This window comes from Mycobacterium sp. PSTR-4-N (assembly GCF_022348085.1).
Taxonomy (GTDB): domain Bacteria; phylum Actinomycetota; class Actinomycetes; order Mycobacteriales; family Mycobacteriaceae; genus Mycobacterium.
Window position 1 is genome coordinate 88,691 of sequence record NZ_JAKRFN010000014.1, and the last position, 25,188, is coordinate 113,878.

25 protein-coding genes and 2 tRNA genes are annotated in these 25,188 nt (G+C 67.5%); 14 read left to right on the top strand and 13 right to left on the bottom strand.

Annotation, left to right across the window (positions count from 1 at the left end):
* Nucleotides 1-5: 5 nt before the first annotated feature.
* The gene (locus MHN84_RS18660; RefSeq protein ID WP_241205993.1) at nt 6-854 is read left to right on the top strand and encodes an NAD(P)-dependent oxidoreductase; all 849 of its coding nucleotides are present in this window, start codon (nt 6-8) and stop codon (nt 852-854) included.
* Between the two features lie 17 nt (nt 855-871).
* On the opposite strand, the gene MHN84_RS18665 is transcribed toward MHN84_RS18660, so the two are convergent.
* Nucleotides 872-945, bottom strand: a tRNA-Gly gene (locus MHN84_RS18665).
* Between the two features lie 152 nt (nt 946-1,097).
* On the opposite strand from MHN84_RS18665, the gene MHN84_RS18670 reads away from it, so the two are divergent.
* The 4 genes from MHN84_RS18670 to MHN84_RS18685 all read left to right on the top strand — a co-directional run bounded on the left by MHN84_RS18670 (nt 1,098) and on the right by MHN84_RS18685 (nt 4,061).
* Nucleotides 1,098-1,174: transfer RNA gene (locus MHN84_RS18670), tRNA-Pro, on the top strand.
* Between the two features lie 40 nt (nt 1,175-1,214).
* Nucleotides 1,215-2,657, top strand: a complete 1,443-nt coding sequence (gene tig / locus MHN84_RS18675) for a trigger factor (protein WP_241205994.1) — start codon at nt 1,215-1,217, stop codon at nt 2,655-2,657.
* 115 nt (nt 2,658-2,772) lie between these two features.
* Nucleotides 2,773-3,384, top strand: a complete 612-nt coding sequence (locus MHN84_RS18680) for an ATP-dependent Clp protease proteolytic subunit (RefSeq protein WP_308192960.1) — start codon at nt 2,773-2,775, stop codon at nt 3,382-3,384.
* Nucleotides 3,381-4,061: an ATP-dependent Clp protease proteolytic subunit gene (locus MHN84_RS18685; protein WP_241205995.1), complete on the top strand. Its 681-nt coding sequence runs from the start codon at nt 3,381-3,383 to the stop codon at nt 4,059-4,061. Before MHN84_RS18680 ends, MHN84_RS18685 begins: the two co-directional genes overlap by 4 nt.
* A 3-nt stretch (nt 4,062-4,064) precedes the next feature.
* Here the strand turns inward: MHN84_RS18685 and MHN84_RS18690 are convergent, their stop codons facing one another.
* A complete protein-coding gene (locus tag MHN84_RS18690; RefSeq protein WP_241205996.1) occupies nt 4,065-4,508 on the bottom strand; it encodes a TIGR03618 family F420-dependent PPOX class oxidoreductase in 444 nt (147 codons plus the stop codon).
* A gap of 93 nt (nt 4,509-4,601) precedes the next feature.
* Here MHN84_RS18690 and MHN84_RS18695 point away from each other — a divergent pair, with 93 nt between their 5' ends.
* On the top strand, nt 4,602-4,877 hold the full coding sequence (locus tag MHN84_RS18695) for a hypothetical protein (protein WP_241205997.1): 276 nt from the start codon (nt 4,602-4,604) through the stop codon (nt 4,875-4,877).
* Nucleotides 4,878-5,161: 284 nt separating this feature from the next.
* Nucleotides 5,162-6,442 carry an ATP-dependent Clp protease ATP-binding subunit ClpX gene (gene clpX / locus MHN84_RS18700; protein WP_241205998.1) on the top strand — a complete coding sequence of 427 codons (1,281 nt, stop codon included), beginning with the start codon at nt 5,162-5,164 and terminating at the stop codon, nt 6,440-6,442.
* A gap of 78 nt (nt 6,443-6,520) precedes the next feature.
* On the opposite strand, the gene fdhD is transcribed toward clpX, so the two are convergent.
* Nucleotides 6,521-7,345 (bottom strand): formate dehydrogenase accessory sulfurtransferase FdhD, encoded by an 825-nt coding sequence (gene fdhD, locus MHN84_RS18705; protein ID WP_241205999.1) that lies wholly within the window; start codon nt 7,343-7,345, stop codon nt 6,521-6,523.
* A 191-nt stretch (nt 7,346-7,536) separates the two neighbouring features.
* On the opposite strand from fdhD, the gene MHN84_RS18710 reads away from it, so the two are divergent.
* Nucleotides 7,537-9,714 carry a glutamine synthetase III gene (locus MHN84_RS18710; protein WP_241206000.1) on the top strand — a complete coding sequence of 726 codons (2,178 nt, stop codon included), beginning with the start codon at nt 7,537-7,539 and terminating at the stop codon, nt 9,712-9,714.
* Between the two features lie 77 nt (nt 9,715-9,791).
* Here the strand turns inward: MHN84_RS18710 and MHN84_RS18715 are convergent, their stop codons facing one another.
* The 5 genes from MHN84_RS18715 to iolC are packed head-to-tail and all read right to left on the bottom strand — an operon-like array spanning nt 9,792 to nt 15,590.
* Nucleotides 9,792-10,880: a YncE family protein gene (locus tag MHN84_RS18715; RefSeq protein WP_241206001.1), complete on the bottom strand. Its 1,089-nt coding sequence runs from the start codon at nt 10,878-10,880 to the stop codon at nt 9,792-9,794.
* Between the two features lie 55 nt (nt 10,881-10,935).
* Entirely contained in the window at nt 10,936-12,879 is a 1,944-nt protein-coding gene (gene iolD / locus MHN84_RS18720) for a 3D-(3,5/4)-trihydroxycyclohexane-1,2-dione acylhydrolase (decyclizing) (protein WP_241206042.1), read from the bottom strand.
* Between the two features lie 2 nt (nt 12,880-12,881).
* Entirely contained in the window at nt 12,882-13,751 is an 870-nt protein-coding gene (gene iolB / locus MHN84_RS18725; protein ID WP_241206002.1) for a 5-deoxy-glucuronate isomerase, read from the bottom strand.
* On the bottom strand, nt 13,748-14,632 hold the full coding sequence (locus MHN84_RS18730) for an aldolase (RefSeq protein WP_241206003.1): 885 nt from the start codon (nt 14,630-14,632) through the stop codon (nt 13,748-13,750). The genes iolB and MHN84_RS18730 overlap by 4 nt, the downstream gene beginning before the upstream one ends.
* Nucleotides 14,625-15,590, bottom strand: a complete 966-nt coding sequence (gene iolC, locus MHN84_RS18735; protein WP_241206004.1) for a 5-dehydro-2-deoxygluconokinase — start codon at nt 15,588-15,590, stop codon at nt 14,625-14,627. The genes MHN84_RS18730 and iolC overlap by 8 nt, the downstream gene beginning before the upstream one ends.
* 146 nt (nt 15,591-15,736) lie before the next feature.
* Here iolC and MHN84_RS18740 point away from each other — a divergent pair, with 146 nt between their 5' ends.
* Nucleotides 15,737-16,468: a GntR family transcriptional regulator gene (locus MHN84_RS18740; protein ID WP_241206043.1), complete on the top strand. Its 732-nt coding sequence runs from the start codon at nt 15,737-15,739 to the stop codon at nt 16,466-16,468.
* Between the two features lie 4 nt (nt 16,469-16,472).
* Here the strand turns inward: MHN84_RS18740 and MHN84_RS18745 are convergent, their stop codons facing one another.
* Nucleotides 16,473-17,255, bottom strand: coding sequence for a TIM barrel protein (locus tag MHN84_RS18745; protein ID WP_241206005.1), 783 nt, complete (start codon nt 17,253-17,255; stop codon nt 16,473-16,475).
* A gap of 171 nt (nt 17,256-17,426) precedes the next feature.
* Here MHN84_RS18745 and MHN84_RS18750 point away from each other — a divergent pair, with 171 nt between their 5' ends.
* The 5 genes from MHN84_RS18750 to MHN84_RS18770 all read left to right on the top strand — a co-directional run bounded on the left by MHN84_RS18750 (nt 17,427) and on the right by MHN84_RS18770 (nt 21,087).
* On the top strand, nt 17,427-18,416 hold the full coding sequence (locus tag MHN84_RS18750) for a substrate-binding domain-containing protein (RefSeq protein WP_241206006.1): 990 nt from the start codon (nt 17,427-17,429) through the stop codon (nt 18,414-18,416).
* Nucleotides 18,413-19,471: an ABC transporter permease gene (locus MHN84_RS18755; RefSeq protein WP_241206007.1), complete on the top strand. Its 1,059-nt coding sequence runs from the start codon at nt 18,413-18,415 to the stop codon at nt 19,469-19,471. Before MHN84_RS18750 ends, MHN84_RS18755 begins: the two co-directional genes overlap by 4 nt.
* Before the next feature lie 4 nt (nt 19,472-19,475).
* Entirely contained in the window at nt 19,476-20,300 is an 825-nt protein-coding gene (locus MHN84_RS18760; protein WP_241206008.1) for an ATP-binding cassette domain-containing protein, read from the top strand.
* Nucleotides 20,301-20,362: 62 nt separating this feature from the next.
* Entirely contained in the window at nt 20,363-20,842 is a 480-nt protein-coding gene (locus MHN84_RS18765) for an SRPBCC family protein (RefSeq protein WP_241206009.1), read from the top strand.
* A gap of 95 nt (nt 20,843-20,937) precedes the next feature.
* Entirely contained in the window at nt 20,938-21,087 is a 150-nt protein-coding gene (locus MHN84_RS18770; protein ID WP_241206010.1) for a hypothetical protein, read from the top strand.
* Nucleotides 21,088-21,097: 10 nt separating this feature from the next.
* Here the strand turns inward: MHN84_RS18770 and MHN84_RS18775 are convergent, their stop codons facing one another.
* From MHN84_RS18775 to MHN84_RS18790, 4 genes are read right to left on the bottom strand one after another with little or no spacing between them, the layout of a single operon-like run.
* Nucleotides 21,098-22,060 (bottom strand): Gfo/Idh/MocA family protein, encoded by a 963-nt coding sequence (locus MHN84_RS18775; RefSeq protein WP_241206011.1) that lies wholly within the window; start codon nt 22,058-22,060, stop codon nt 21,098-21,100.
* Nucleotides 22,057-22,929, bottom strand: a complete 873-nt coding sequence (locus MHN84_RS18780) for a sugar phosphate isomerase/epimerase (protein WP_241206012.1) — start codon at nt 22,927-22,929, stop codon at nt 22,057-22,059. The genes MHN84_RS18775 and MHN84_RS18780 overlap by 4 nt, the downstream gene beginning before the upstream one ends.
* Complete coding sequence (locus tag MHN84_RS18785) at nt 22,926-23,942, bottom strand: Gfo/Idh/MocA family oxidoreductase (RefSeq protein ID WP_241206013.1); 1,017 nt, start codon at nt 23,940-23,942, stop codon at nt 22,926-22,928. Before MHN84_RS18785 ends, MHN84_RS18780 begins: the two co-directional genes overlap by 4 nt.
* The gene (locus MHN84_RS18790; protein WP_241206014.1) at nt 23,939-25,093 is read right to left on the bottom strand and encodes a phytanoyl-CoA dioxygenase family protein; all 1,155 of its coding nucleotides are present in this window, start codon (nt 25,091-25,093) and stop codon (nt 23,939-23,941) included. Before MHN84_RS18790 ends, MHN84_RS18785 begins: the two co-directional genes overlap by 4 nt.
* Nucleotides 25,094-25,188 lie beyond the last annotated feature (95 nt).

Sequence of the window (25,188 nt, forward strand, 5' to 3'; positions counted from 1 at the left end):
CGACCATGCGGATCGCGGTGTTGGGAACAGGTGCCATGGGTGCCGGAATGGCGCAGTCACTGCTGCGCGAGGGCTTCGACGTGACGGTGTGGAATCGCACGCCGGCGCGATCGGAGCCGCTGGCCGACGACGGCGCGGTGGTCGCGTTGGACCCGGTGGCGGCCGTCGCCGACGCCGACGTCGTGTTCTCGATGCTGTTCGACACGGAGTCGACGGTGTCGGTGATGGCGACCGTTCTGCCGCACCTCGGCGACGGCGCCGTGTTCGTGCAGTGCGCGACGGTGGGCGTGGAGGGTGCGGCGCAGACCGCGTCGCTGGCCGCCACGCATGGTGTGGCGTTCCTCGACTGCCCGGTGCTGGGCACGAAGGCGCCCGCCGAGCAGGGCAAGCTCGTCATGCTGGCCTCCGGTGACCCCGCCCTGCGCGAGCGGGTGCAGCCGGCCTTCGACGCGGTCGGGTCCAAGACGATCTGGGTCGGCGAGGAACCGGGCGCGGGGTCCAAGCTGAAGCTGGCGTGTAACGCGTGGATCGCCTCGATCGCGGCGGCGACCGCGCAGTCGATGGCGTTGGCGAAGGGCCTCGGCGTGGATCAGCGGCAGGTGCTGGAGGCGCTCGACGGGTCGGCGGCGAACTCCGCCTACCTGCAGATGAAGGGCTCCGCCATCATCGAGGACTCCTATGCACCGCAGTTCAGCGTCGACGGGGTGCGCAAGGACACCGGGCTGATCCGTTCCGCGCTCGCCGAGTCCGGGGTGTCGACGGCGCTCATCGACGGCGTCCGCGCGGTGTTCGACGGCGCGAGCACCGCCGGACACGGCGACGACGACATGGCCGCGGTGTATTTCGGATTCTGAGCTGGTTCTGAGCTGCCTGGAGCGGGCGACGGGAATCGAACCCGCGTAATCAGTTTGGAAGACTGAGGCTCTACCATTGAGCTACGCCCGCGTGTCACTGCAGCGCCGCTGCAGTACCGCCAGAGGATACCGGCCCCGCCCCCCGAGAATCCAATCGCCATCTGGATGTGGCTTTGCTCAGGTCAGGACGTAGGATCGCCGGTGGTCTGACGCTGCGCGTGAGCGTGAGGCGGCAGCGACGACCGGGGTGTAGCGCAGCTTGGTAGCGCATCCGCTTTGGGAGCGGAAGGCCGCAGGTTCAAATCCTGTCACCCCGACCAGTTCGACCCATCAGACGAAAAGCAATAGAGGAGTACCGAAGTGAAGAGCACCGTCGAGAAGCTGAGCCCGACCCGGGTGCGCATCAACGTGGAGGTGCCCTTCACCGAACTCGAGCCAGAGATCGACAACGCCTTCAAGCAGCTGGCCAAGCAGGTCCGGCTGCCCGGTTTCCGCCCGGGCAAGGCGCCCCGCAAGCTGCTCGAGGCGCGCGTCGGCCGCGGCGCGGTGCTCGAGCAGGTCGTCAACGACGCGCTGCCCACCCGCTACAGCGAGGCCATCACGTCCGAGTCGTTGCAGCCCATCGGCCAGCCCGAGATCGAGGTCACCAAGCTCGAGGACAACGACGAGCTGGTGTTCACCGCCGAGGTGGACATCCGTCCCGAGATCGAGCTGCCCGACCTGAGCACGCTCAAGGTCACCGTCGACCCGATCAGCGTCGAGGACTCCGACGTCGAGGCCGAGCTCGATTCGCTGCAGAAGCGCTTCGGCACCCTGACCGGCGTCGAGCGTGCCGCTAAAAACGGCGACTTCGTCTCCATCGACCTGTCGGCCACCGTCGACGGTGAGGACGTGCCGGAGGCCGCCACCGAGGGGTTGTCGCACGAGGTCGGCTCCGGCCAGCTCATCGACGGCCTCGATGAGGCGATCGTCGGGCTCAAGGAGGGCGAGTCGAAGACGTTCACCACGACCCTGGTCGCCGGTGAGCACGCCGACAAGGAGGCCGAGGTCACCGTCACCGTGAAATCGGTCAAGGTGCGCGAGCTGCCCGAGCTGGACGACGAATTCGCCCAGCTGGCAAGTGAATTCGACACCATCGACGAGCTGAAGGCCGACCTGCGCGAGAAGGTCGCCCGCGTCAAGCGTGTGCAGCAGGCCGAGGCCATCCGCGACAAGACCATCGAGGAGCTGCTCACCCAGGTCGAGGTGCCGCTGCCCGAGGCCGTCGTGCAGGCCCAGGTCGACGACACCCTGCACAACGCCATCCATGGCCTCGACCACGATGAGTCGAAGTTCGCCGAGACGCTCGCCGAACAGGGCAGCAGCCGCGAGGAGTTCGACACCGAGAACCGCACCAACGCGGAGAAGGCCATCAAGACCCAGCTGCTGATGGATGCGATCGCCGACAAGCTCGACATCCAGGTGGGGCAGAACGACATCACCGAGCGGCTGGTGCTGATGTCGCGTCAGTACGGCATCGAGCCGCAGCAGCTGATCCAGATGCTGCAGCAGAACAACCAGCTGCCGGCGATGTTCGCCGATGTGCGTCGTGGGCTGACCGTCGCGGCCGTCGTGCACGGCGCGACCGTGACCGACACCGACGGCACCGAGATCGACACCACCGAGTTCTTCGGGCCCTCCGGTGACGCGGCCGTCGCGGACGGCGAAACCGAGACCACTGACGAGACCGAGGCCGCTGACGAGACCGAGACCGCTGACGAGACCGGCGCCACTGAAGCGTCCGGGGACGACGACACCAAGTGATGCTCTGAGCGAACGCGCGGCGTCTGGGGACTCCCCAGCGGCGCGGGTTGGTTAGTGTCATCCGTAAGACCGGTCACCGCGTCGGAAGTACACAGAAGAAAGCAGGTATCCAGTCGTGACTGACATGCGTGGCGCCTCCTCGGGCCTCAACCTTGTCGACTCGGTGTATGAGCGGCTGCTGGCCGAGCGCATCATCTTCCTGGGCTCCCAGGTCGACGATGACATCGCCAACCGGCTGTGCGCCCAGATCCTGCTGCTGTCGGCCGAGGATCCCACCAAGGACATCCACCTCTACATCAACTCACCCGGCGGCTCGATCAGCGCCGGGATGGCGATCTACGACACGATGGTGCTGGCCCCCTGCGACGTCGCGACCTACGCGATGGGCATGGCCGCCTCCATGGGCGAGTTCTTGCTCGCCGCAGGCACCAAGGGCAAGCGGTACGCCCTGCCGCACGCCCGCATCCTGATGCACCAGCCGCTCGGCGGCATCACCGGCGGCGCCGCGGACATCGCGATCCAGGCCGAGCAGTTCGCCAGCATCAAGAAGGAGATGTTCCGCCTGAACGCCGAGTTCACCGGGCAGAGCATCGAGCGCATCGAGGCCGATTCGGACCGTGACCGGTGGTTCACCGCGCAGGAAGCACTCGAATACGGCTTCGTCGACCACATCATCACCAGCGTCACCCTCAACGGCGACGGACCAGGAGCAGGACTCGACAAATGACCGACAACACTTCTCGTCACCCGGCGGCCGTTCACCCGTCCCTGGACCCCCGAGTGCAGCCGCAGGCCCGCTACATCCTGCCGTCGTTCATCGAGCACTCCAGCTTCGGCGTCAAGGAGTCCAACCCGTACAACAAACTGTTCGAGGAACGCATCATCTTCCTCGGCGTACAGGTCGACGACGCGTCGGCGAACGACATCATGGCCCAGCTCCTGGTGCTCGAGTCGCTCGACCCGGATCGCGACATCACGATGTACATCAACTCGCCCGGTGGTTCGTTCACCAGCCTGATGGCGATCTACGACACCATGCAGTACGTGCGCGCCGACATCCAGACGGTGTGCCTGGGGCAGGCCGCCTCGGCGGCGGCGGTGCTGTTGGCCGCGGGTACTCCCGGCAAGCGTCTGGCGCTGCCGAACGCGCGCGTGCTGATCCATCAGCCCGCGCTCGGCGGTGTCATCCAGGGTCAGTTCTCCGATCTGGAGATCCAGGCCGCGGAGATCGAGCGGATGCGCACGCTGATGGAGGAGACGCTGTCGCGGCACACGGGCAAGCCGGCTGACGTGATCCGCAAGGACACCGACCGCGACAAGATCCTCACCGCCGAGGCGGCCAAGGATTACGGCATCATCGACACGGTGCTGCAGTACCGCAAGCTGTCGGCGCAGAACGCCTGACGGTCAGCCGTTGCTGTAGACCCGCGTCGGGGTCACCAGCACGGCAGTGCGCCGCTGCTCGCGCATCGTCGCGTCGTAGGCGTCCCAGTCATCGTGGGTGCCGCCGGCGGCGGTGAAGATGTCGCGGAGCAGTTGCGTGAGCAGCTGCTCGGAGTCCAGCCACGGCTGCGCGTCGTCGGGACCCGCCAGTTCGGCCCTGCCTTCGACGGTCGCCCACTGCCAACCCTTCCGGAAGGTGACCGCGGTCTGCGGTCGGGCCCGCAGGTTGGCCAGCTTGACCCGTCCGTAGGTGACATAGGCCAGGACCAGGTCGCCTGAAGCCGGGTGGGGCAGCGCGCCGGCGTTGATCAGCGACGCCTGGATCGTGAGATCGGCGCGCAGCGTCGAGACGACAGCGAGGCCGTTCTCTTCTCGGGCCAGCGCGACCGCGTCCGTGAGGCTGGTCATCTGCAGAAGGCTACGGCGAGCAAAAGACCACGCGGTGACCTCGGCCGTGCCAGGCTGTGATCTACGTGTCCGTCAATATCGAGGGGGTTGGTCATGGGGAAGACTCTGCTGCTGGCTGTGGCGGCTGCGGGCGCGGCCGCCGCCCTCGCTCCGGCCGTCGCGCACGCGCAGGATCCGGTGTGTCCGGCAGGGACGTACTGGGACGCCGCGATCGCCCAGTGCGTCGCTGTCAACGTCTACGTCAACCCGCCGAACCCCGTCGTGGGGCCCGTCGGCCCCGTCGGGGTGGGCGGCGTGGTGGGGCCCGTCGGGCCCGGCCCGGTCGGCCCCGGACCCGTCGGACCGGGCCCGCTGGGACCCGGTCGCTGACGCCGACGCCGACGTCTCAGGCGGTGCACCGAACCTGCTCTGCGCGGGTAGGTACTCTCGGTCCAGTAACAGCGGCGACACGCCAGAGACACGGTGGTGCGTTCCACGGCCATCGCCGGACGGTCAGGCGATATGTTGTCGCAACTACACGTGAATATCAGCGGCGCTATTCGGGCTCATCGGTCGCACTGGGCCGGAAGATGCGGGTAGCGTCGGAAACGTTGCGGTGCGACCCACCGAATCGATCGATGTGCAACAGCAAGAGGAAGTAGGACCCCTGCACCATGGCACGCATTGGAGACGGCGGTGACTTGCTGAAGTGCTCGTTCTGCGGCAAGAGCCAGAAGCAGGTGAAGAAGCTCATTGCAGGACCGGGCGTCTACATCTGCGACGAGTGCATCGATCTGTGCAACGAGATCATCGAGGAAGAGCTGGCCGACGCTGACGACGTCAAGCTCGACGAGCTGCCCAAACCTGCGGAGATCCGGGACTTCCTGGAGAGCTACGTCATCGGTCAGGACACCGCGAAGCGCACCCTCGCCGTCGCGGTCTACAACCACTACAAGCGCATCCAGGCGGGGGAGAAGAGCCGCGATTCGCGCTCCGAGCCCGTCGAGCTCGCGAAGTCCAACATCCTCATGCTGGGCCCGACCGGCTGTGGCAAGACCTACCTCGCGCAGACGCTGGCCAAGATGCTCAACGTGCCGTTCGCGATCGCCGACGCCACAGCGCTGACCGAAGCCGGCTATGTCGGCGAGGACGTCGAGAACATCCTGCTCAAGCTGATCCAGGCCGCCGACTACGACGTCAAGCGCGCCGAGACCGGCATCATCTACATCGACGAGGTCGACAAGATCGCCCGCAAGAGCGAGAACCCGTCGATCACCCGCGACGTCTCCGGTGAGGGCGTGCAGCAGGCGTTGCTGAAGATCCTCGAGGGAACGCAGGCGTCGGTGCCGCCGCAGGGCGGGCGCAAGCACCCGCACCAGGAGTTCATCCAGATCGACACGACGAACGTGCTCTTCATCGTCGCCGGTGCCTTCGCCGGGCTGGAGAAGATCGTCTCCGATCGCGTCGGCAAGCGTGGTCTGGGCTTCGGCGCCGAGGTGCATTCGAAGGCCGAGATCGACACCCAGGATCACTTCGCCGAGGTCATGCCCGAGGACCTGATCAAGTTCGGCTTGATCCCGGAGTTCATCGGCCGTCTGCCGGTGGTCGCCTCGGTGACCAATCTGGACAAGGAATCGCTCGTGTCGATCCTGTCGCAGCCGAAGAACGCCCTGGTCAAGCAGTACACCCGGTTGTTCGAGATGGACGGTGTGGAGCTGGAGTTCGCCGAGGACGCCCTCGAGGCGATCGCCGACCAGGCCATCCACCGGGGCACCGGAGCCCGCGGCCTGCGCGCCATCATGGAGGAGGTCCTGCTGCCGGTGATGTACGACATCCCCAGCCGCGACGACGTCGCCAAGGTGGTCGTCACCAAGGAGACCGTCGAGGACAACGTCCTGCCGACGATCGTGCCCCGCAAGCCGCAGCGCAACGAGCGCCGCGACAAGACCGCCTAGCCGCTTTGCGCTGGCCGCCGAGTGTGCCGATTCATCCGCGACTCGCCGGTCAGGGCGGATCGCGATGCACACTCGAGGTCAGTTGAGGACGCGGTCCGGGCGGGTGTAGACGTTCATCGATTCGCCCCGCAGGAAGGCCACCAGGGTCACCCCTGACTGTGCGGCCAGGTCCACCGCCAGTGACGACGGCGCGGAGACGGCGGCGAGCATCGGGATCCCGGCCATCACCGCCTTCTGCGTGAGCTCGAACGACGCCCGGCCACTCACCAGCAGCACCGTGCCGCCCAGCGGTATGCGGTGCTGTTCCAGGGCCCAGCCGATCACCTTGTCGACCGCGTTGTGCCTGCCGATGTCCTCCCGCACGACCAGCGGCTGCCCGTCAGGGTCGAACAGGCCGGCGCCGTGGAGTCCGCCGGTGGCGGCGAACACCTTCTGCCGACGGCGCAACTCCGCGGGCATGTCCGCCAGGACGTCGGTCTCGACGGCCACCGGGTCGTCGCCCGGGGCGTGCTTGCTGACCAAACGCACCGCGTCGAGGGACGCCTTGCCGCACACGCCGCACGACGACGTCGTGTAGAAGTTCCGCGTCGGGTCCACCTCCGGCGGCGCGACCCCGGGCGCCAGCGTCACGTCCAAGACGTTGTAGGTGTTCACACCGTCCTCGTCGGCGCCGCGGCAGTAGCGCACGGCGGCGATGTCTTCCCGACCCGACACCACACCCTCGGTGAGCAGGAAACCCTGCGCCAGCTCGACGTCGGAGCCGGGCGTACGCATCGTGACCGTGAGGGGCCGCCCGTCGACGCGGATCTCCAGCGGTTCCTCGACGGCCAACGTCTCGGGTCGAGCCGTGGCGCCCTCGGCAGTCACATGGTGGGCTCGCCGACGGGAGGTCACTCGGCCCACGGATTCACCTCTCGTCGCGACATCTGTCCCATTGTGGTCTGTTCGCGCGACGACGGCCACGACGGCCGCCTGTAACCCGCGTCTTGCGACCTTGACGTTCGCGTAACAGGATCGGCATCGGATGTTCCTACTGTTGGCCGGTCAATCGTCTGTGAAAAAGAAGCGGACGACGCAGCGGATAAGGAAGTCCATTGAGCGGTAACTCGGTACGCCTGCAGGCCATCAACAACGTCGAAGCCTACGTCCCGCCGGCCATCAGCTTCGACCCCGCCGAGGCGCCCGGCGAGGTGTTCGGGTCCAACGTGTTCACCAAGGCCGAGATGCAGCTGCGGTTGCCCAAGTCGGTGTACAAGTCCGTCGTCGCCACCATCGAGAAGGGCGCCAAACTCGACCCGGCCGTGGCCGACTCGGTGGCCTCGGCGATGAAGGACTGGGCGCTGTCGAAGGGCGCGACCCACTATGCGCACGTCTTCTATCCGATGACCGGGCTGACCGCCGAGAAGCACGACAGCTTCCTCGAACCCGTCTCCGACGGCCAGACGCTGGCCGAGTTCGCGGGCAAGACGCTGATCCAGGGTGAGCCCGACGCATCGAGCTTCCCGTCGGGTGGGTTGCGCAGCACGTTCGAGGCGCGCGGCTACACCGGATGGGACGTGACCAGCCCGGCCTACATCCTCGAGAACCCCAACGGCAACACGCTGTGCATTCCGACGGTGTTCGTGTCGATGACCGGGGAGGCGCTGGACTACAAGACCCCGCTGCTGCGGAGCCAGCAGGCGATGGGAACGCAAGCCGAGCGCATCCTGAAGCTGTTCGGCCACAAGAACTTCGACAACATCGTCTCGTTCTGCGGTCCCGAACAGGAGTACTTCCTCGTCGACAGGCACTTCTTCCTGGCCCGCCCCGACCTGATCAACGCCGGCCGCACACTGTTCGGCGCCAAGCCGCCCAAGGGCCAGGAGTTCGACGACCACTACTTCGGCTCGGTGCCCGAGCGGGTGCTCGGCTTCATGATGGACACCGAACGCGAGCTGTTCAAGCTCGGTATCCCGGCCAAGACCCGGCACAACGAGGTCGCGCCGGGCCAGTTCGAGATCGCGCCGATGTTCGAGCGCGCCAACATCGCGGCCGACCATCAGCAGCTGCTGATGACGATCTTCCGCAACGTCGCCAAGAAGCACGGCATGGAGTGCCTCTTCCATGAGAAGCCCTTCGCCGGCGTCAACGGCTCGGGGAAGCACGTCAACTTCTCGATGGGCAACGCGCAGTTCGGCAGCCTGCTGGTGCCCGGCGACACCCCGCACGAGAACGCGCAGTTCCTGGTGTTCTGTGCCGCGGTGATCCGCGCCGTGCACAAGTTCGCCGGACTGTTGCGCGTCTCGGTGGCCTCGGCGACCAACGACCATCGGCTCGGCGCCAACGAGGCTCCGCCGGCGATCATCTCGATCTTCCTAGGCGCGCAGCTGGCCGACGTGTTCGAGCAGATCGCCAAGGGCGCGGCGACGTCGTCGAAGGGCAAGGGGTCGATGATCATCGGTGTCGACACCCTCCCCGAGCTGCCCACCGATCCGGGTGACCGCAACCGCACGAGCCCATTTGCGTTCACCGGCAACAGGTTCGAGTTCCGTGCGCCGGGATCGGGGCAGACCATCAACGTGCCGATGATCATCCTGAACACGATCATGGCTGACTCGTTGGATTACATGGCGACGGTGTTGGAGACCGCCGTGGGGGCGGGCGAGGACTTCGACCAGGCGGTGCAGAAACTGCTGACCGAGATCATCACCGAGCACGGCGCGGTGGTGTTCAACGGTGACGGCTACTCGGAGAACTGGCAGATCGAGGCCGCCGAGCGCGGGCTGCCGAATCTGAAGACGACGCTCGACGCGATCCCGGAGTTGATCAAGCCCGAGGCCGTCGAGGTGTTCGAGCGCTACGGGGTGTTCAACGAACGAGAGTTGCACAGCCGCTACGAGGTTCGCCTCGAGCAGTACGCGCTGACGGTGGGGGTCGAGGCCAAGCTCGCGCTCGAGCTCGGCACGACGGTCATTCTCCCCGCCGCGGTGCGCTACCAGACGGAGTTGGCGCAGAACGTCGCCACGCTCAAGGCGGCCGGCGTGGCTGCCGACACCACGCTGCTGGAGGCGGTGTCGGCTCCGATCGCCGAGCTGACGGCGGCGTTGGCCTCGCTGAAGGCAGGGCTGGCGGATCACTCGGCGGAGTCGGCGCTCGACGAGGCCACGCACGCCCAGAAGGTGCTGCTGCCCGCGATGGATGCCGTGCGCGCGGCCGCAGACACGCTCGAAGGTGTGGTGGCCGACGACCTGTGGCCCCTGCCGACCTATCAGGAGATGCTCTACATCCTCTGACGGGCTTCGCGAGTGTGTGGTCTCATCCGCCCTCCGCGGCGTGCCGCGGATGAAATCGCGCACTCGGCACGGGTGGCTCAGCCGGGGTCGATGATCTGCACGACCCCGGCGGTCACCCCGGCCACGAACAACCGGCCGGTGGTCGCGTCCACGCCGACGGTGTACGGGTTCTGCACCGTGGCAATGCGTTTCACTTCGCGCGGCATGGGGTCGGTCATGTCATAGCCGACGACTTCGTTGGTGCCCGACGAGGCGACCCACAGCAGGTCGCGCGTCGGGTCGTAGGTGATGCCGTAGGGGCCGCCGGGTTGGGCGATCTCGGCGAGCTGTCTGGGCGAGGTGTCGAAGACGCGAACCGCATCACCGCGGGTGTCCGCGGCGATCATCCGGCCGTGCTTGTCGGCGACGAGGTGGGTGGGACCGTCCCCGGCGGGTGTCGAGCCCACGATGGTCAGGTTCGCGGTGTCGTAGATCGTCAGGTCGTTCTTGCGGACATCGAGCAAACCCATCCGATCGCCCACGGGAGCCAAGCCGGCCGGCTGAACGCTGTCGGTGAACACCTTCACGATGTCGTCGCCGCGCAGCGCGGTCACGGTACCGCCCAGTTCGTTGGCGACGAACACCGTGCCGTCGGGCGCCTCCGACGCGTCGTGCGGCACGGTCCCGGTGACGATCTGCGTCTCGGCGCGGCCGCCGGGGAGCTCGACGCGCACCAGCGCGTTCGCGCTCTCCACCGGAACCAGAACGGGACCGCCCGGTTTCGCCAGCTGCAGGTGTCTGACCACACCCGGCAGTGGAGTGCGCCCCGTGATCTCGCCGGTGTCGGCATTCATCAGCACCAGCTCGTTGGGCTCGCGCGCGGCGACGGCCACGGTCCGGGTGACGGCGTCGACGACGACGCCCTCCGGTGCTGATCCGACACGGATCTGCCGGCCCGGGGGAGGTTGCCGGGGTGCGGGGGCGCGCTGAGGTTCGGCCGCGGGCGGCAGGCTGCCCGTGGGGGGCCGGGTGCCCTCGGTGGGTGCACCGGGAGGAATCAATCCGGTCGTGGTGGGCGTGCTGCTCGGCGCCGATGGCGTGGTGGACGGCGCGGCCTGATCGACCGGTCTGCTCTCACAGGCCGTCACGACACAGATCAGCGCGAGCACACACCACAGACGTCTCATGGCGCCCGGGTACCCACTCCCGACGATCGACTCCGTGACGTTCCGGTGGCGGGGATCAGGAGGGGGTGATCAGCGGCCGCTGGACCTTCTTCCACTCCGCGTAACGCTGGTAGGCCTGCTGCGTGGACTCCAGCGACGACACCTCGCTGACCGGCACGTCCCACCAGGAGTGGCTGTCGGGAGCGTAGACCCGCGGGTCGGTCTCGACGTGGATCACGGTGATGCGATCGGCGGCCTTGGCCACCTTGACGGCATCGGTGAACTCGGCGGCGGTCGCCACCCTGATGACGTCGGCGCCCAGGCTCGCCGCGTTCGCGGCGAGATCGACGGGCAGGGTGTCGCCGTCGAGCCGGCCGTCCTGTCCGCGGTAGCGGTAGGCCGTGCCGAAGCGTTGCGAACCCAATGACTCGGAGAGCCCGCCGATGGAGGCGAAACCGTGGTTCTGCACGAGGACGGGGATGATCTTCACGCCCTCTTGGACGGCGGTGACGATCTCGGTGGCCATCATCAGATAGGAGCCGTCGCCGACCATGACGAACACGTCGCGATCAGGTGCGGCCATCCGTACCCCGATACCGCCGGCGATCTCGTATCCCATGCAGGAGTAGCCGTACTCGACGTGGTAGCCCTTGCGGTCGCGCATCCGCCACAGCTTGTGCAGGTCCCCGGGCATCGAGCCGGCCGCGCACACGACGACGTCACGCGCATCCGACAGTGTGTTCACCAGCCCGATGACCTGGTTCTGGTTCAGCGCGACGTCGTCGGAGGTGCGATAGGCCTGCGACACCGTGTCGTTCCACTCCGCCATCAATTCGGTTGTGCGGGAGCGATACTCGTCGTCGACGGTGTACGTGCCGGCCGCATCGGCCAGCGCCTCGAGCGCCTCTCGCGCGTCAGCGACCACGCTGATGCCACCCTGCTTGACGGCGTCGAAAGACGTGACGTTGATGTTGACGAACCGCACATCGGGGTTGTTGAAGGCGGTGCGTGATGCCGAGGTGAAATCGCTGTAGCGCGTGCCGATCCCGATGACGACATCCGCGTCGGCGGCCAGTGCGTTGGCCGCGGTCGTGCCGGTGGAGCCGACGGCACCCACCGATTGCGGATGTTCGTGGAGCAGAGATCCCTTACCCGCCTGGCTTTCACACACCGGGATGCCGGTCTGCGCGGCGAACGCAGCCAGCGCATCGTTTGCGCCCGAGTAGATGACCCCGCCGCCGGCCACGATCAGAGGCGTGCGTGCCGAGCGGATCACATCGGCGGCCCGGGCGATCACCGAACGTTCGGGCAGTGGGCGGGCGATGTGCCAGGTGCGCTCGGCGAACAGCGATTCCGGCCAGTCGTGAGCCTCGGCCTGTACGTCCTGCGGCAGCGACACCGTCGCGGCGCCCGTCTCGGCGGGATCGGTGAGCACCCGCATCGCGCCGAGCAGCGCCGAAGGCAGTTGTTCGGGGCGCCACACCCGGTCGAAGTAGCGGGAGAGCGGCTTGAACGCGTCGTTGACCGTCACGTCGCCGCTGGCGGGCAGCTCCAACTCCTGCAGCACAGGCGAACTCACGCGGGTGGCGAACGTGTCGGACGGCAGCAGCAGGACGGGCAGCCGGTTGATGGTGGCCAGGGCGGCGCCGGTCAGCATGTTCGTCGATCCCGGGCCGATGCTGGCCGTGACGGCCCAAGTCTGCAACCGGTCCTGCTGACGGGCGTAGGCGACAGCGGTGTGGACCATGGCCTGTTCGTTGCGGCCGAGCACGTACTTCAGCCCGGGTTCGGCCCCGCGCTCGTGGGCGTCGATCTCGTCCTGCAGCAGCGCCTGACCGACACCGGCGACGTTGCCGTGGCCGAAGATTCCCAGGCACCCGGCGAAGAACTTGTGCCGCTGCCCATCTCGCTCGACGTACTGGTTGGCCAGGAAGCGCACCGTCGCCTGGGCGACGGTCAGGCGCACGGTCGGCTCGGTGTCGGCGAGTTTGTCTGCCGACTTGGGCGCGGTGGAGACCACGGTCACTCTCCTCTGCTCGGGGTGAACGGAAGACGGGGATCGATCTGCTGGTGCTCCCAACTGGCACGCAGCCAGGTGTGGGCGGGGTCATCGCAGATCAGCCAGGCCCGGTTCGGGCCGGAGCCGGCCATCACGTTGAGGTAGTACATGTGGTGGCCCGGCGCGGCGATCGACGGCCCGTGGTAACCGTGCGGAACCAGAACGACGTCACCGGTGCGGACCTCCTCGAGCACCTCGATGGGGCGCTGCGGGGTTCCGTACACCCGGTGGTATCCGAAACCCGTTGTGCCGGCGGGACTGTCGTCGATCTCGAAGTAGTAGATCTCCTCGAGCTGGGTCTCGACATCGGTGTTCTCGTCGTGTTTGTGTGCCGGGTAGCTCGACCAGTTGCCGCCGGGGGTGATCACCTCGCACGCGATCAGCGAATCGGCCTCGAATGCCGTTGCGGTGCCGAAATTGTGCACCTGCCGGCTGCAGTTGCCCGCGCCCCGCAGCTCGACCGGCACGTCGGCGGCGGCCACCCGCCGGTTGGGGAACGACGTCGATGCCCGCGCCCCGCAGATCGCGATGCGGCCGCGGCCCGCGAGCGTGTACTGCCGCCCGACACCGAGGTAGACCATGTCGGCGGGGCCGTCGAACACCGAGACCCGCGGCGACAGTGGGAACACCTCACCGTCGCAGTCGACGGTCGCGGCGCCGGCGAGCGGCAGGATCATCACCTCGGTGCCGTCGGTGGTCAGTGACACCTCGGTGCCGTCGCCGAGATCGACCACGTGCAGGGAGGATTCGGCCCAGCCGGCGTCCTCGGGCGTGATCGCGACGGTGAACGGTGCCTCGGCGCTGCCCGCGGGGATGTAGAGCGTGGAGTTCATCGGACCATCGCCACCGCGGTCGCGACGGCCGAGCTGACATCGTCGTCGGGCGGGTAGAGCAGGGTGCGCCCGACGATCAGGCCGCGCACCGAGGGTAGGGCCAGCGCCTTCTCCCAACTCGCGAATGCTTCGTCGGGATCCGTCGGGTCCCCGCCCAGCAGCAGGGTGGGCATGGTGGTCGACTCCATCACCCGGTCCATCTCGTCGACGACGGGCAGCTTCATCCACGTGTAGGCCGACGTCGAGCCCAGCCCCTGGCCGATGTGCACCGATTTGATCACCGCGTCCGGCGACAGGTCGTTGCGGACCTTGCCGTCGACCCGCGACGACATGAACGGCTCGAGCATCGCGATCAGGCCGTGGGCGGCGAGCTCGTCGACCGCCTGCGCGCAGGCGGCCAATGTCGCGACGGTGCCCGGATCGTCGAGATCGATGCGGCACAGCATCTTTCCGCCGTTCATCCGCGCGGCCGCGGTGGACGCCGCAGTGGCGCCGGTCATCCGGTCGTCGAGTTCGAACGACGAGCCGGCCAGTCCGCCGCGGTTGAACGAGCTGAACACGACCTTGTCCTCGAGCGCGCCCAGCAGCAGGAGGTCATCGAGGATGTCGGCCGTGGCCAGCACCCCGTCCACGCCCGGGTCGGCCAGCGCCGCGCGCAGGCGGTCGAGCAGATCGGTGCGGCTGTTCATCGCGGTCGGGCGGGACCCGACAGCCAGCGCGCCGCGGGCCGGATGGTCGGCCGCCACGATCATCAGGCGGCCGTTGCCGCGCACCGTGGGCCGGGTGGCCCGGCTCTGCCAGGCCCGTGCGACCGCACCCGGGTCGGTGGCACGCACTTCTGTGATCGCCGAATAGTCGGCGCACACCGCGGTGTCAGACATTGACGGCCTCCGTAGCTGTCTGTTCGGCCAGGTCGGCGACCTCGGCGGCCGTCGGCATCGCGGTCGAGCACTCGAGCCGGCCGGCGACGATGGCGCCGGCCGCGTTCGCGTAGCGCAACGTCTTCTCCAACGGCCAGTCGTGCAGCAACCCGTGGCACAGACTTCCGCCGAAGGCGTCGCCGGCACCGAGGCCGTTGACGACGTCGACTTCGTTGGGCGGCACGGTCACCGATGTCCGGCGGCTCTTCCCGAGGACACCGCGGGGGCCCTGCTTGACGATCGCGAGTTCCACCCCCAGATCGAGCAGGGCGTCGGCCGCTTTGTGGGGATTGGATTCGCCGACGGCGATCTCGCATTCCTCGCGGTTGCCGACGGCGACGGTGACGTGCCTCAGCGCCGCTCGGACCTGCTCGGAGGCAGCGGCGGGGGAGTCCCAGAACATCGGCCGGTAGTCGAGGTCGAGCACCGTCAGCGGTTTGCGGTCGCGTGCCGCGAGGGCAGCGAAATGTGCACTCCTGCTCGGCTCTTCGGACAGGCCGGTCACGGTCGCCCAGAACAGGCGGGCTGCGCGCACGGCGTCGACGTCGATGTCGTCGACGGTGATCTGCAGATCGGGTGCGCTCGGCTTTCGGTAGAAGTACAGCGGGAAATCGTCGGGCGGGAAGATCTCACAGAAGGTGACCGGGGTCGGGAATCGGTCGTGGGTGGCGACGAAGCGGTTGTCGACACCCAGGCGTTCGAGTTCGGCGCGCACGAACCGGCCGAACGGATCATCGCCCGCTCCGGAGATCAGCGCGGTGCGGTTGCCGAGCCGGGCCGCGGCGACGGCGACGTTGGCCGCGCTACCACCGAGGAACTTGCCGAAGGTCTCGACGTCCTCGAGGCCGACGCCGGTCTGCAGTGGGTACACGTCGACGCCGCTGCGCCCGATGGCGAGGACGTCGTAGGAAGAAGTCATCAAGTCACTCCGACGAGGGTGTGGGTGGCTGGCTTCGACTGTGCCCCGGCTCACTACAGAAAGTCAATACTTTGTCCTGACATTCTATCTTTGTGGCATTCGATGTTAGGCTTCCGGCATCCGGCAAACTCGAGATCGGAGTCGACGTGCCGCTGACCGTGGAGCTCGACAGGTCGAGTCCTGTGCCCCTCTACTACCAGCTCGCGCAGGCAATCGAGGCTGCGATCCGCGACGGCGAACTCGCTCCGGGGGACCGCTTCGAGAACGAGCTCGCGTTGGCCAAGCGGCTGGCGCTGTCGCGGCCGACGACGCGGCGGGCCATCCAGGAACTCGTCGACAAGGGTCTGCTCGTCCGCAAACGCGGCGTCGGCACCCAGGTGGTTCAGAATCCCGTTCATCGCCGCGTCGAATTGACCAGTCTGTTCGACGATCTCGCGCGCGCCGGACAGGAGCCGAGCACCACGTTGTTGGACTACCGCGTCGGGCCCCCGGACGAGGACGTCGCACGCGAACTGAACCTCACGCATGACCGCGAGGTCGTCTCGATCCACCGGCTGCGGTGCGCGAACGGCGAGCCGCTGGCCGTGATGACCAACTACCTGCCCGTCGACATCGCCCCCGACGCCGAGGAACTGGAGAAGAGCGGGCTGTATCAGTCGTTGCGGGCGCGCGGCGTGCACATCCGGTTGGCGCGCCAGCGAATCGGCGCCCGCGGTGCCACCCGCGCCGAGGCGCACTTGCTGGACGAGAAACCGAATGCGCCGCTGTTGACGATGGCGCGCACCGCATTCGACGATTCCGGCGCCGCGGTCGAGTTCGGCAATCACGGCTATCGGGCGTCGCGCTACTACTTCGACACCACCGTCGTCGACCGCTGAGCCGTCAGGCGAACGCGGTACGGAAGGCCTCGAGGGCCGCCTCGCTGCCCGCGTCGCCGGCGCCTGACGCCCACGCTTCCATGCCGATGGTTCCGGTGTACCCCATGTCCCGTAGCGTCCGGGCCACGGCCGGGTAGTTGATCTCGCCGGTGCCCGGCTCGCGGCGTCCCGGCACGTCGGCCACCTGGATCTCGCCGATCGCGTCACCACAGCGGCGCAGCAATTCGATCAGATTCCCCTCGCCGATCTGGGCGTGATACAGGTCGAGCATCATCTTCACGTTGGGGTGGGCCACGTCGTCGACCAGCGCGAGAACGTCTTTGGCGCGCGCCAGGGGCACGCCAGGGTGGTCGACGATGGTGTTCAGGTTCTCCACCACGAACGTCACGCCCGCAGCGGCGCCGAGCTCGCCGAGGCGCTGCAGAGTGCGCGCAGCGGTCAGCCACATCTGTCCCGTGGCCCGTCCGCGAGGACGTGCCGCCTGCCCGTCGACCAGTTCGGCGGTGTGCACGTTCAGCCGCGTGACGCCGAGAGTCGCCGCGGCATCGATGCTCTGCCGTGCCGTGCGCACGACGTCGTCGCAGCTCGCCGGGTCGATGAGATCGCCCTGCAGATAGCCGGTCATCGAGGTGAACGTCGCCCCGGTGCGAGCCAGCGCGGCGAGGTCCTTGTCGTGCCAGCTCCAGATCTCCACGGCGAAGCCGCGCTCGTGAATCCGCTTGACGCGCTCGATGATCGGGTGATCGCGGAACACCATCTCCGCACATACCGACAGCTGGAAACCCATCGCGGCGGCCTTTCGTCGTGGGGCAGGAGTGCCCACACTATGACATGCAGTCCTAATGTCAGGACAAAGTGTTGACTTTCGGCTGTGAGCCGTATTACATCAATCCAGTGGCGTGGCGCGCGGCACTTCGAGACGCCCGGCGCCGGGAGACCTGGATGACAAGGAGATGTGATGACGTTCAAGCGGCTCGCGACGCTCGCCGGGACCGGCGTTCTGGCGATCGGACTCGTGGCGTGCTCGTCGACGGGCGGAAAGCCCGCCAGCTCGGGCGAGGGCGGTGGCGGCGGGGGCACCGTCGACACCCCGCGCAAGACCATCGCGATGATCACCCATGAGGTGCCGGGCGACTCGTTCTGGGATCTGATCCGCAAGGGCGCGGAAACCGCTGCCAAGAAGGACAACATCGAGCTGCGCTACTCCAATGATCCGGAAGCGCCGGGCCAGGCCAACCTCGTGCAGAACGCGGTGGACAGTGGCGTCGACGGCATCGCGGTGACGCTGGCCAAACCCGACGCCATGCAGGCCGCGGTCAAGGCCGCTGAGGGCAAGGGCATTCCGGTGGTGGCCTTCAACGCCGGCGCGGACGCCTGGAAGGGCATGGGCGTCAAGGAGTTCTTCGGCCAGGACGAGTTCATCGCTGGCCAGGCCGTGGGTGAGCGCCTGACGGCCGACGGTGCCACGAAGGCGATCTGCGTGATCCAGGAGCAGGGTCACGTCGGGCTGGAATCCCGCTGCGCCGGCGTCAAGGACAAGTTCCCTGCCACCGAGACACTCAACGTCAACGGCAAGGACATGCCGTCGGTCGAGTCGACCATCACCGCCAAGCTGCAGCAGGACCCGGCCGTCGACTACGTCGTCACCCTGGGCGCCCCGTTCGCGCTGACCGCGGTGCAGTCGGCAGGAAACGCCGGCAGCAAGGCCAAGATCGGCACCTTCGACACCAACGCCGCCCTCGTCGGGGCGATTCAGGACGGCACCGTCCAGTGGGCCATCGACCAGCAGCCCTACCTGCAGGGCTACCTCGCCGTCGACTCGCTGTGGCTGTACCTGACCAACGGCAACGTGATCGGCGGCGGGCAGCCGACGCTGACCGGGCCCGCGTTCATCGACAAGTCGAACATCGACGCGGTGGCCGATTATGCGAAGGGCGGGACCCGATGACCACGAAGGAGGCGCTCGACGTCGGCGGCCACACGGTGGTGCGCGACGAACGCGTCAAGGAACGAAATCGGATGCAGCGCATCCTGATTCGGCCAGAGATGGGCGCCGGCATCGGCGCGATCGGGATCTTCGTCTTCTTCCTGGTCGTCGCCGGACCGTTCCGCGAGGCGGCGTCCCTGGCCACCGTGCTCTACGCCAGCTCGACCATCGGCATCATGGCCTGCGGTGTCGCGCTGCTGATGATCGGCGGTGAGTTCGACCTGTCGTCGGGTGTCGCGGTCACGTTCAGCTCGCTTGCCGCGTCGATGCTGGCCTACAACCTGCACCTCAATCTGTGGGTGGGTGCGGCTCTGGCTCTGATCCTCGCGCTGGTCGTCGGCTTCTTCAACGGCTGGCTGGTGATGCGGACGAAGATCCCCAGCTTCCTGATCACCCTGAGCACCTTCTTCATGTTGGCCGGCATCAACCTGGCCGTCACGAAGCTGGTCGCCGGACAGGTGGCCACGCAGAGCGTCAGCGACATGGCCGGCTTCGACTCGGCGCAGAAAGTGTTCGCCTCGTCGTTCACGCTGTTCGGTGTCAGCATCCGCATCACCGTGGTGTGGTGGCTCGTCTTCACCGCGATCGCGACCTGGGTCCTGTTCAAGACGCGGATCGGCAACTGGATCTTCGCCGTCGGCGGTGACGCCGACAGCGCGCGCGCCGTGGGCGTTCCGGTCACCAAAGTCAAGATCGGCCTGTTCATGTTCGTCGGCTTCTGCGCCTGGTTCGTCGGCATGCACCTGCTGTTCGCGTTCAACACCGTGCAGTCCGGCCAGGGCATCGGCAACGAGTTCTTCTACATCATCGCCGCGGTCATCGGTGGCTGCCTGCTCACCGGCGGCTACGGCACGGCCGTCGGCGCCGCGATCGGCGCGTTCATCTTCGGCATGACGAACCAGGGCATCGTGTACGCCGGTTGGGATCCGGACTGGTTCAAGTTCTTCCTGGGCGCGATGCTGCTGTTCGCGGTGATCGCCAACAACGCCTTCCGCAACTACGCCGCAAAGAAGTGACCAGATGACGATCTCGATGGAAAAGCCCAGCAGTGACACCCCGTCCGGCGGCAAGGTGCCGCTGGTCGAGCTGCGCAACGTCGGCAAGTCCTACGGCAACATCACCGCGCTCAAAGACATCTGTCTGCGGGTGCACGCCGGCGAGGTGACCGGAATCCTCGGCGACAACGGCGCAGGCAAATCGACCTTGATCAAGATCATCGCCGGGCTGCACCAGCAGACCGAGGGTGAGCTGCTCGTCGACGGTGAGCCGACGAAGTTCAGCTCGCCGGCCGAGGCGCTGGGCAAGGGCATCGCCACGGTGTACCAGAACCTGGCCGTCGTGCCGCTGATGCCGGTGTGGCGCAACTTCTTCCTCGGCCAGGAACTGCGGCGCACGTCGTTTCCGTTCACCTTGGACGCCAACGCGATGCGGGCCACCACACTGACCGAGCTGTCGAAGATGGGTATCGACCTGCCGGACGTCGACGTACCCATCGGCTCGCTGTCGGGCGGCCAGCGCCAGTGCGTGGCGATCGCCCGGGCCGTGTTCTTCGGCGCGCGGGTGCTGATCCTCGACGAGCCCACCGCGGCGCTGGGGGTCAAGCAGTCCGGGGTGGTGCTCAAATACATCACCGCCGCCAAGGAGGCCGGGTTCGGCGTGGTGTTCATCACGCACAACCCGCACCACGCCCACATGGTGGGGGACCATTTCGTCCTTCTCAACCGCGGTCGTCAGAAGCTCGACTGCACCTACCAGGACATCACGCTCGAGCACCTGACCCAGGAGATGGCGGGCGGCGACGAACTCGAGGCGTTGTCCCACGAGCTGCGCGGCGCGAAGGGCTGACGCGGGCGACCCGATGCTCCGCCGGTCGATTGACCGGCGGAGCTGACGGGTATGAACGGCTCATGGCTACCACGACACCGGTCAAGAAAGAAGATGCCGGCCGCCACACCGTGAGCCGCAGTGTGCAGGTCAGCGCGCCCGCGGCAGAGATCTTCGCGTTGCTGGTCGACCCGCACCGCCATCACGAGATCGACGGATCGGGCACCGTGCGCGACACCCAGGTGAAGGGGCCGCACCGGCTGCAGGAGGGCGACAAGTTCACCGTCGGGATGAAGCAGTTCGGCGTGCCCTATGCGATCACGTCCCGGGCCACCGCCGTCGAGGACGACCAGCTCGTCGAATGGCAGCACCCGCTCGGTCACCGCTGGCGCTGGGAACTCGCCGCCGTCGGGCCGGGAATGACCAAGGTGACCGAGACGTTCGACTACTCCACCGCCAAGCTGCCGATCGCCATCGAGTTGATGGGCTACCACAACAAGAACGCCCAAGGCATCGAATCCACCCTGACCGGGCTGGCGGAGCGGTTCTACGACGGGCACTGAGCCACCTAGCGCTTTATCAACATTCACACGATCGACACCGTTTCGCTGCTCGCCGCGGCGAGCCCGAGCCGCCTCGTCACGGCACAATGGAGCTCATGGACAGGGAACTCGAGGCACCGGTGGGTACTCCGGCGTGGCGTGATCCGCTGTCGGCGGGATGGCGCGCGCACCGCGGCCTGCTGATGTTGCGGCTGCGCTGGCATGAAAGGCGCGCAGCGGGCGCAGGTCAGCCCGCCCGCGACTGACGAACGCTGCTCAGCGCGGAGACATACCCGCGGCGCGGTAGGCCTCGTCGATCAGGGCCATGTTCGCCACCGCGTCGGCGAGATCCACCGGCAGGGCGTCTCCCCGTTCGACATGGGCCGCGAACGCCTCCAGTTGGTAGGTGTACGACGCTCGAGTGCCCAGGTGCTCCACGGTTTCTCCGCGCTCGGTGGTGATCGTGAGGCGGTCGTCGCGGCGCGGGTTGATGAAATCGTGCACCAGCACGTCTCCGCGTGACCCGATCACCCGCAGGGTGAACGAGTACTCGTCGTCGACCATCGAGTTCCGCGTGAATCCCGTTGTGCCCGAATCGAACACGAACTCGGCGTCGAATCGTTCATCGACGCCGGGAGTGCGCTGCACCGCGGTCGCGGACACCACCTGCGGTGATCCGAAGCGGCGCATGATGTGCAGCGCGTAGCACCCCAGGTCCATCAGTGCTCCGCCGGCCATGTCCAGTGACCACCGCGGATCGTTCGCCGCCGGCTCGGGCATCCCCATGGCGACCTCGATGCGCCTGAGCTCACCGAGGGTCCCGTCGTGGGCCAGCTCGAGTGCACGGCGCATCACCGGGTGGAACAGGTAGTGGAAGCCCTCCATGACCGTGACGCCCGCCGCCTCTGCGGCCGCCGCGACGCGGGCCGCCTCGGCACGGTCCCGGGCGAACGGCTTCTCGGTGAGCACCGGCTTGCCCGCATCCACTGCGGCCAGGTTCCACGGCGCGTGCAGGGCATTCGCCAACGGGTTGTAGATGACGTCCACTTCGGGGTCGTCGACCACTTCCTGATAGGACGTGAGCACCCGCTCGACGCCGTACTTCTCGGCGAAGATGCGCGCGCGCAACGGGTCTCGGGCCGCGACCGCGACCAGACGGTGGCCCAGTTCGCGGGCCGGTCCGACGATCGCGTTCTCGGCGATGCGCGATGCGCCGAGAACGCCGATCCGCAGGCTCACGCCGTGACGCCCGCGACGACTTCCGTCACGAAGGCCACGCTCGCACGGACGTCGGCCAATGGTCCGTCGCCCTCGGGTGCCCCGGTCAGGATGGTGTCTTGTTCCATCACGTACCACCCGTCGAACCCGCTGTCCTGCAACGCCGTCACGATCCCGGCGATGTCGACGTCGCCCTGACCCAGCGGCACGTACATGCCGGCGGCGACTGCGTCGGTGTAGGTCAGCTCGCCGGACTGCACCCGCGCCGCCAACGCGGCGTTCACGTCCTTCAAATGGGTGTGCTGGATGCGCTCGGGCACCTCCCGCGCCAGCTGTAGCGGATCCGTACCGCCGATGAGCAGATGTCCGGTGTCCAGACACAACGGGATCCGCGAGCCGGCGAGCACGCGATCGACTTCGGCGCGGTTCTCCACCATGGTGCCGACGTGAGGATGCAGCACCGCGGTCAATCCGCGTTCGGCGACCACCTCGGCGAGCCGGTCCAGGTTGGTCAGCAGTGTCTCCCACTGCCGCTGCGTCAACTCCGGACGGCTGTCGTAGCCGTCGGCACCCGTGGCTGCGGCGAGAACGACCACGCCCGCCCCGCCGGCCACCAGGGACTCGAGGGGTCCGCAGAGATCGTCCACCGGATCGTGGGTCTCGTCGAACAGCACCACGGGCACGAACCCGCCCACGCACTGCAGCCCGAAACGTTCGAGCGTCGCAACCAGCCCCGCGGTGTCCGAAGGGAGGAAGCCCTCAGGGCCGAGTTCGGTCGCGGTGAGCCCGACACCGGCCATCTCCGCCAGCACCCGGTCCGGGGGGAGCTGATACCCCCAACCGGGTACCTCACACACTCCCCACGAAATCGGAGCTCCCGCGAGTTTCATTGCCGTGCCTCCTTTTTGATCGAGTCGATGGTGACCGGGGCGCCTCGCCTCAGGGATTCGGTGGCGGCCTCGGCGATCCATGCGACCTCGACCGCGTCCGCGACGGTTGCGCCTCGGATCGGGGCGCCACCGACGACGTCGACGAACGCGCCGAGCTCGGCCCGGAACGCCTGGGTGAATCGGTCCATGAAGAAGTGGTGTGGCTGACCGGTCGGGAACGCGGTGCCGGGGTCGCCGTTGACGACCGGGACGCCGTCATCCCAGCCGGCGACCATCGTGTCCTCGAAACCGTGCACCTCGAGACGGCAGTCATATCCACGACCGTTGTAGCGGGCTGCGGAGACCACGCCGAGGGCGCCACCGTCGAAACGCACGGTGATCACCGCGGTGTCGACGTCGCCGCACTCCGCGAACAGTGGATCGCCCTGGACGCTTCCGGTGGCGTAGACCTCGACGACCTCCTGGCCGGTGACCCAGCGGATCGCGTCGAAATCGTGGACGGCACAGTCCCGGAAGATGCCGCCGGATCCGCGGATGTAGTCCATGGGCGGGGGAGCGGGGTCCATCGTGGTGCTGCGAACCGTGTGCAGCAGTCCCAGGGAACCGGTGTCGACAGAGTGCTTGACCGCGGCGAACGCGGCGTCGAAGCGCCGTTGGTAGCCCACCTGGACCGGTACCCCGGAGCGCGCGATGATGTCGGCCACGCGGGCGCTCTCGGTCGCCGTCGATGCGATCGGCTTTTCGCAGAACGTCGGCAGGCCCTTCTCGACGGCGGCCAGCGCCAGCTCGGCGTGCGCCGGAGTCGCCGCCGCGACGACGACGCCGTCCACCCCTGACGCCAGCAGGTCGGCGACCGAATCCGCGGGTGTGGCACCGTATTTGGTGGCGACTTCGGCGACGACATGCGGCCGCTCGTCGGTGACGACGAGACGGTCGACAGTCGGCAGGTTCGTCAAGGTCTCGGCGTGGAAGGCGCCGATGCGGCCGAGGCCGATCAGACCCAGGGTGGTCATGGCATTCTCCGATCGTGGTAGTCGTTCAGCGCGGTCTCGAGCTGTTCGTCGGTGAGGTCGTCGTGCAGGGCGTCGAGGACGATGTCGACCTGGCTGCGGGGCGCCAGTGCCCCGACCGGGGGATCGCGGTCGAGGTTGGTCGGGAAGGCGTAGCCCTCGGCCGTGGCGATCACGACGTTGCGCACCTCGTGTGCGGATCGGCCGGCGGCGCGCATCTGGCGGAGTTGCGGGTACACGGCGCGCACCATCGCGGCGCGGTCGACCGCCTCCATGGCGCGCCCGAACGGCGAGCTGATTTGCAGCAGGTTGGCGATGCGGCGGATGTCGTCCGAGATGTTCGCTCCCGCACCGTGATAGAGGGCGGGGTTGAAGAACACCGCGTCGCCGGTCTGTAGCGGAATCTGCACGTGGTGCTGGGCGAAGTAGTCGATGAACTCGGGGCGATGGAACGCGAGGTAGCCGCCGGCGAAGCGCTGCGAGAACGGCAGCAGCATCGTCGGGCCGCTGGCCACAGGCATGTCGCAGTGCGCGACGGCGCCTTGCAGGGTCAGCACCGGCGACATGCGGTGCAGGTGGGCCGGGTACTGCTCCAGGTGCTCGACGGGAACGAAGCCGAGGTGATAGTCCCGGTGCGGAACCTGGGCTGCACCACCGGGATTGACGATGTTGACCTGTGAGGTGACCTGGTAGCGGGGGCCCAGCCACGCCTGGCACACCAGCGCCAGCGTGTCATTGGCGTAGTACTCGGCATATGTCCGCGGATCGCGCAGCGCCAGCTTCTGCGCCGCATTCCAGATGCGGTCGTTGGCGCCGGGCACACCGAAGTGATCCCCTGCGGTGCGGTCGCCGCGGCGCTCCTGCTCGACGATGGCGAAGAACGCGTCGTTGGCCCGTGTCACCACCTCATGAGTGAAAGCCCCGGCGAACACCACCACCCCCGGACCGTCGGTCAGAGCGCGGATCACTTCGGCCTGCAGTGCGCGCCGATCGTCGGAGGTGACATCCGTCGAGTACACGAGGACATTGCTGCGCACCTCGCGGGCGTGTGGGTAGTCGGCGGGATCGGTCTGCTGCTCGACCTGCGCCCGGAACTCGTCGAGATCGCAGTCGGCGTCGCCGAGCCATGCCGCGGGGTGCAGGGACGTGACCATGCCGGTTAGTCTTGCTGTGATCGACACCGCAATCAACGGCAAAAACCCATCAAAAACACCTCACCACAGCCCGCGAACAGACATGAACTCGAGTG

Bases quoted from the DNA above. Each gene is read 5' to 3' on its own strand.
- MHN84_RS18660 (WP_241205993.1), top strand. From the start codon at position 6: ATGCGGATCGCGGTGTTGGGAACAGGTGCCATGGGTGCCGGAATGGCG.
- MHN84_RS18685 (WP_241205995.1), top strand. From the start codon at position 3,381: ATGACCGACAACACTTCTCGTCACCCGGCGGCCGTTCACCCGTCCCTG.
- MHN84_RS18690 (WP_241205996.1), bottom strand. From the start codon at position 4,508: ATGACCAGCCTCACGGACGCGGTCGCGCTGGCCCGAGAAGAGAACGGC.
- MHN84_RS18695 (WP_241205997.1), top strand. From the start codon at position 4,602: ATGGGGAAGACTCTGCTGCTGGCTGTGGCGGCTGCGGGCGCGGCCGCC.
- clpX (WP_241205998.1), top strand. From the start codon at position 5,162: ATGGCACGCATTGGAGACGGCGGTGACTTGCTGAAGTGCTCGTTCTGC.
- MHN84_RS18715 (WP_241206001.1), bottom strand. From the start codon at position 10,880: ATGAGACGTCTGTGGTGTGTGCTCGCGCTGATCTGTGTCGTGACGGCC.
- iolB (WP_241206002.1), bottom strand. From the start codon at position 13,751: ATGAACTCCACGCTCTACATCCCCGCGGGCAGCGCCGAGGCACCGTTC.
- MHN84_RS18730 (WP_241206003.1), bottom strand. From the start codon at position 14,632: ATGTCTGACACCGCGGTGTGCGCCGACTATTCGGCGATCACAGAAGTG.
- iolC (WP_241206004.1), bottom strand. From the start codon at position 15,590: ATGACTTCTTCCTACGACGTCCTCGCCATCGGGCGCAGCGGCGTCGAC.
- MHN84_RS18745 (WP_241206005.1), bottom strand. From the start codon at position 17,255: ATGGGTTTCCAGCTGTCGGTATGTGCGGAGATGGTGTTCCGCGATCAC.
- MHN84_RS18750 (WP_241206006.1), top strand. From the start codon at position 17,427: ATGACGTTCAAGCGGCTCGCGACGCTCGCCGGGACCGGCGTTCTGGCG.
- MHN84_RS18755 (WP_241206007.1), top strand. From the start codon at position 18,413: ATGACCACGAAGGAGGCGCTCGACGTCGGCGGCCACACGGTGGTGCGC.
- MHN84_RS18760 (WP_241206008.1), top strand. From the start codon at position 19,476: ATGACGATCTCGATGGAAAAGCCCAGCAGTGACACCCCGTCCGGCGGC.
- MHN84_RS18765 (WP_241206009.1), top strand. From the start codon at position 20,363: ATGGCTACCACGACACCGGTCAAGAAAGAAGATGCCGGCCGCCACACC.
- MHN84_RS18770 (WP_241206010.1), top strand. From the start codon at position 20,938: ATGGACAGGGAACTCGAGGCACCGGTGGGTACTCCGGCGTGGCGTGAT.
- MHN84_RS18780 (WP_241206012.1), bottom strand. From the start codon at position 22,929: ATGAAACTCGCGGGAGCTCCGATTTCGTGGGGAGTGTGTGAGGTACCC.
- MHN84_RS18785 (WP_241206013.1), bottom strand. From the start codon at position 23,942: ATGACCACCCTGGGTCTGATCGGCCTCGGCCGCATCGGCGCCTTCCAC.
- MHN84_RS18790 (WP_241206014.1), bottom strand. From the start codon at position 25,093: ATGGTCACGTCCCTGCACCCCGCGGCATGGCTCGGCGACGCCGACTGC.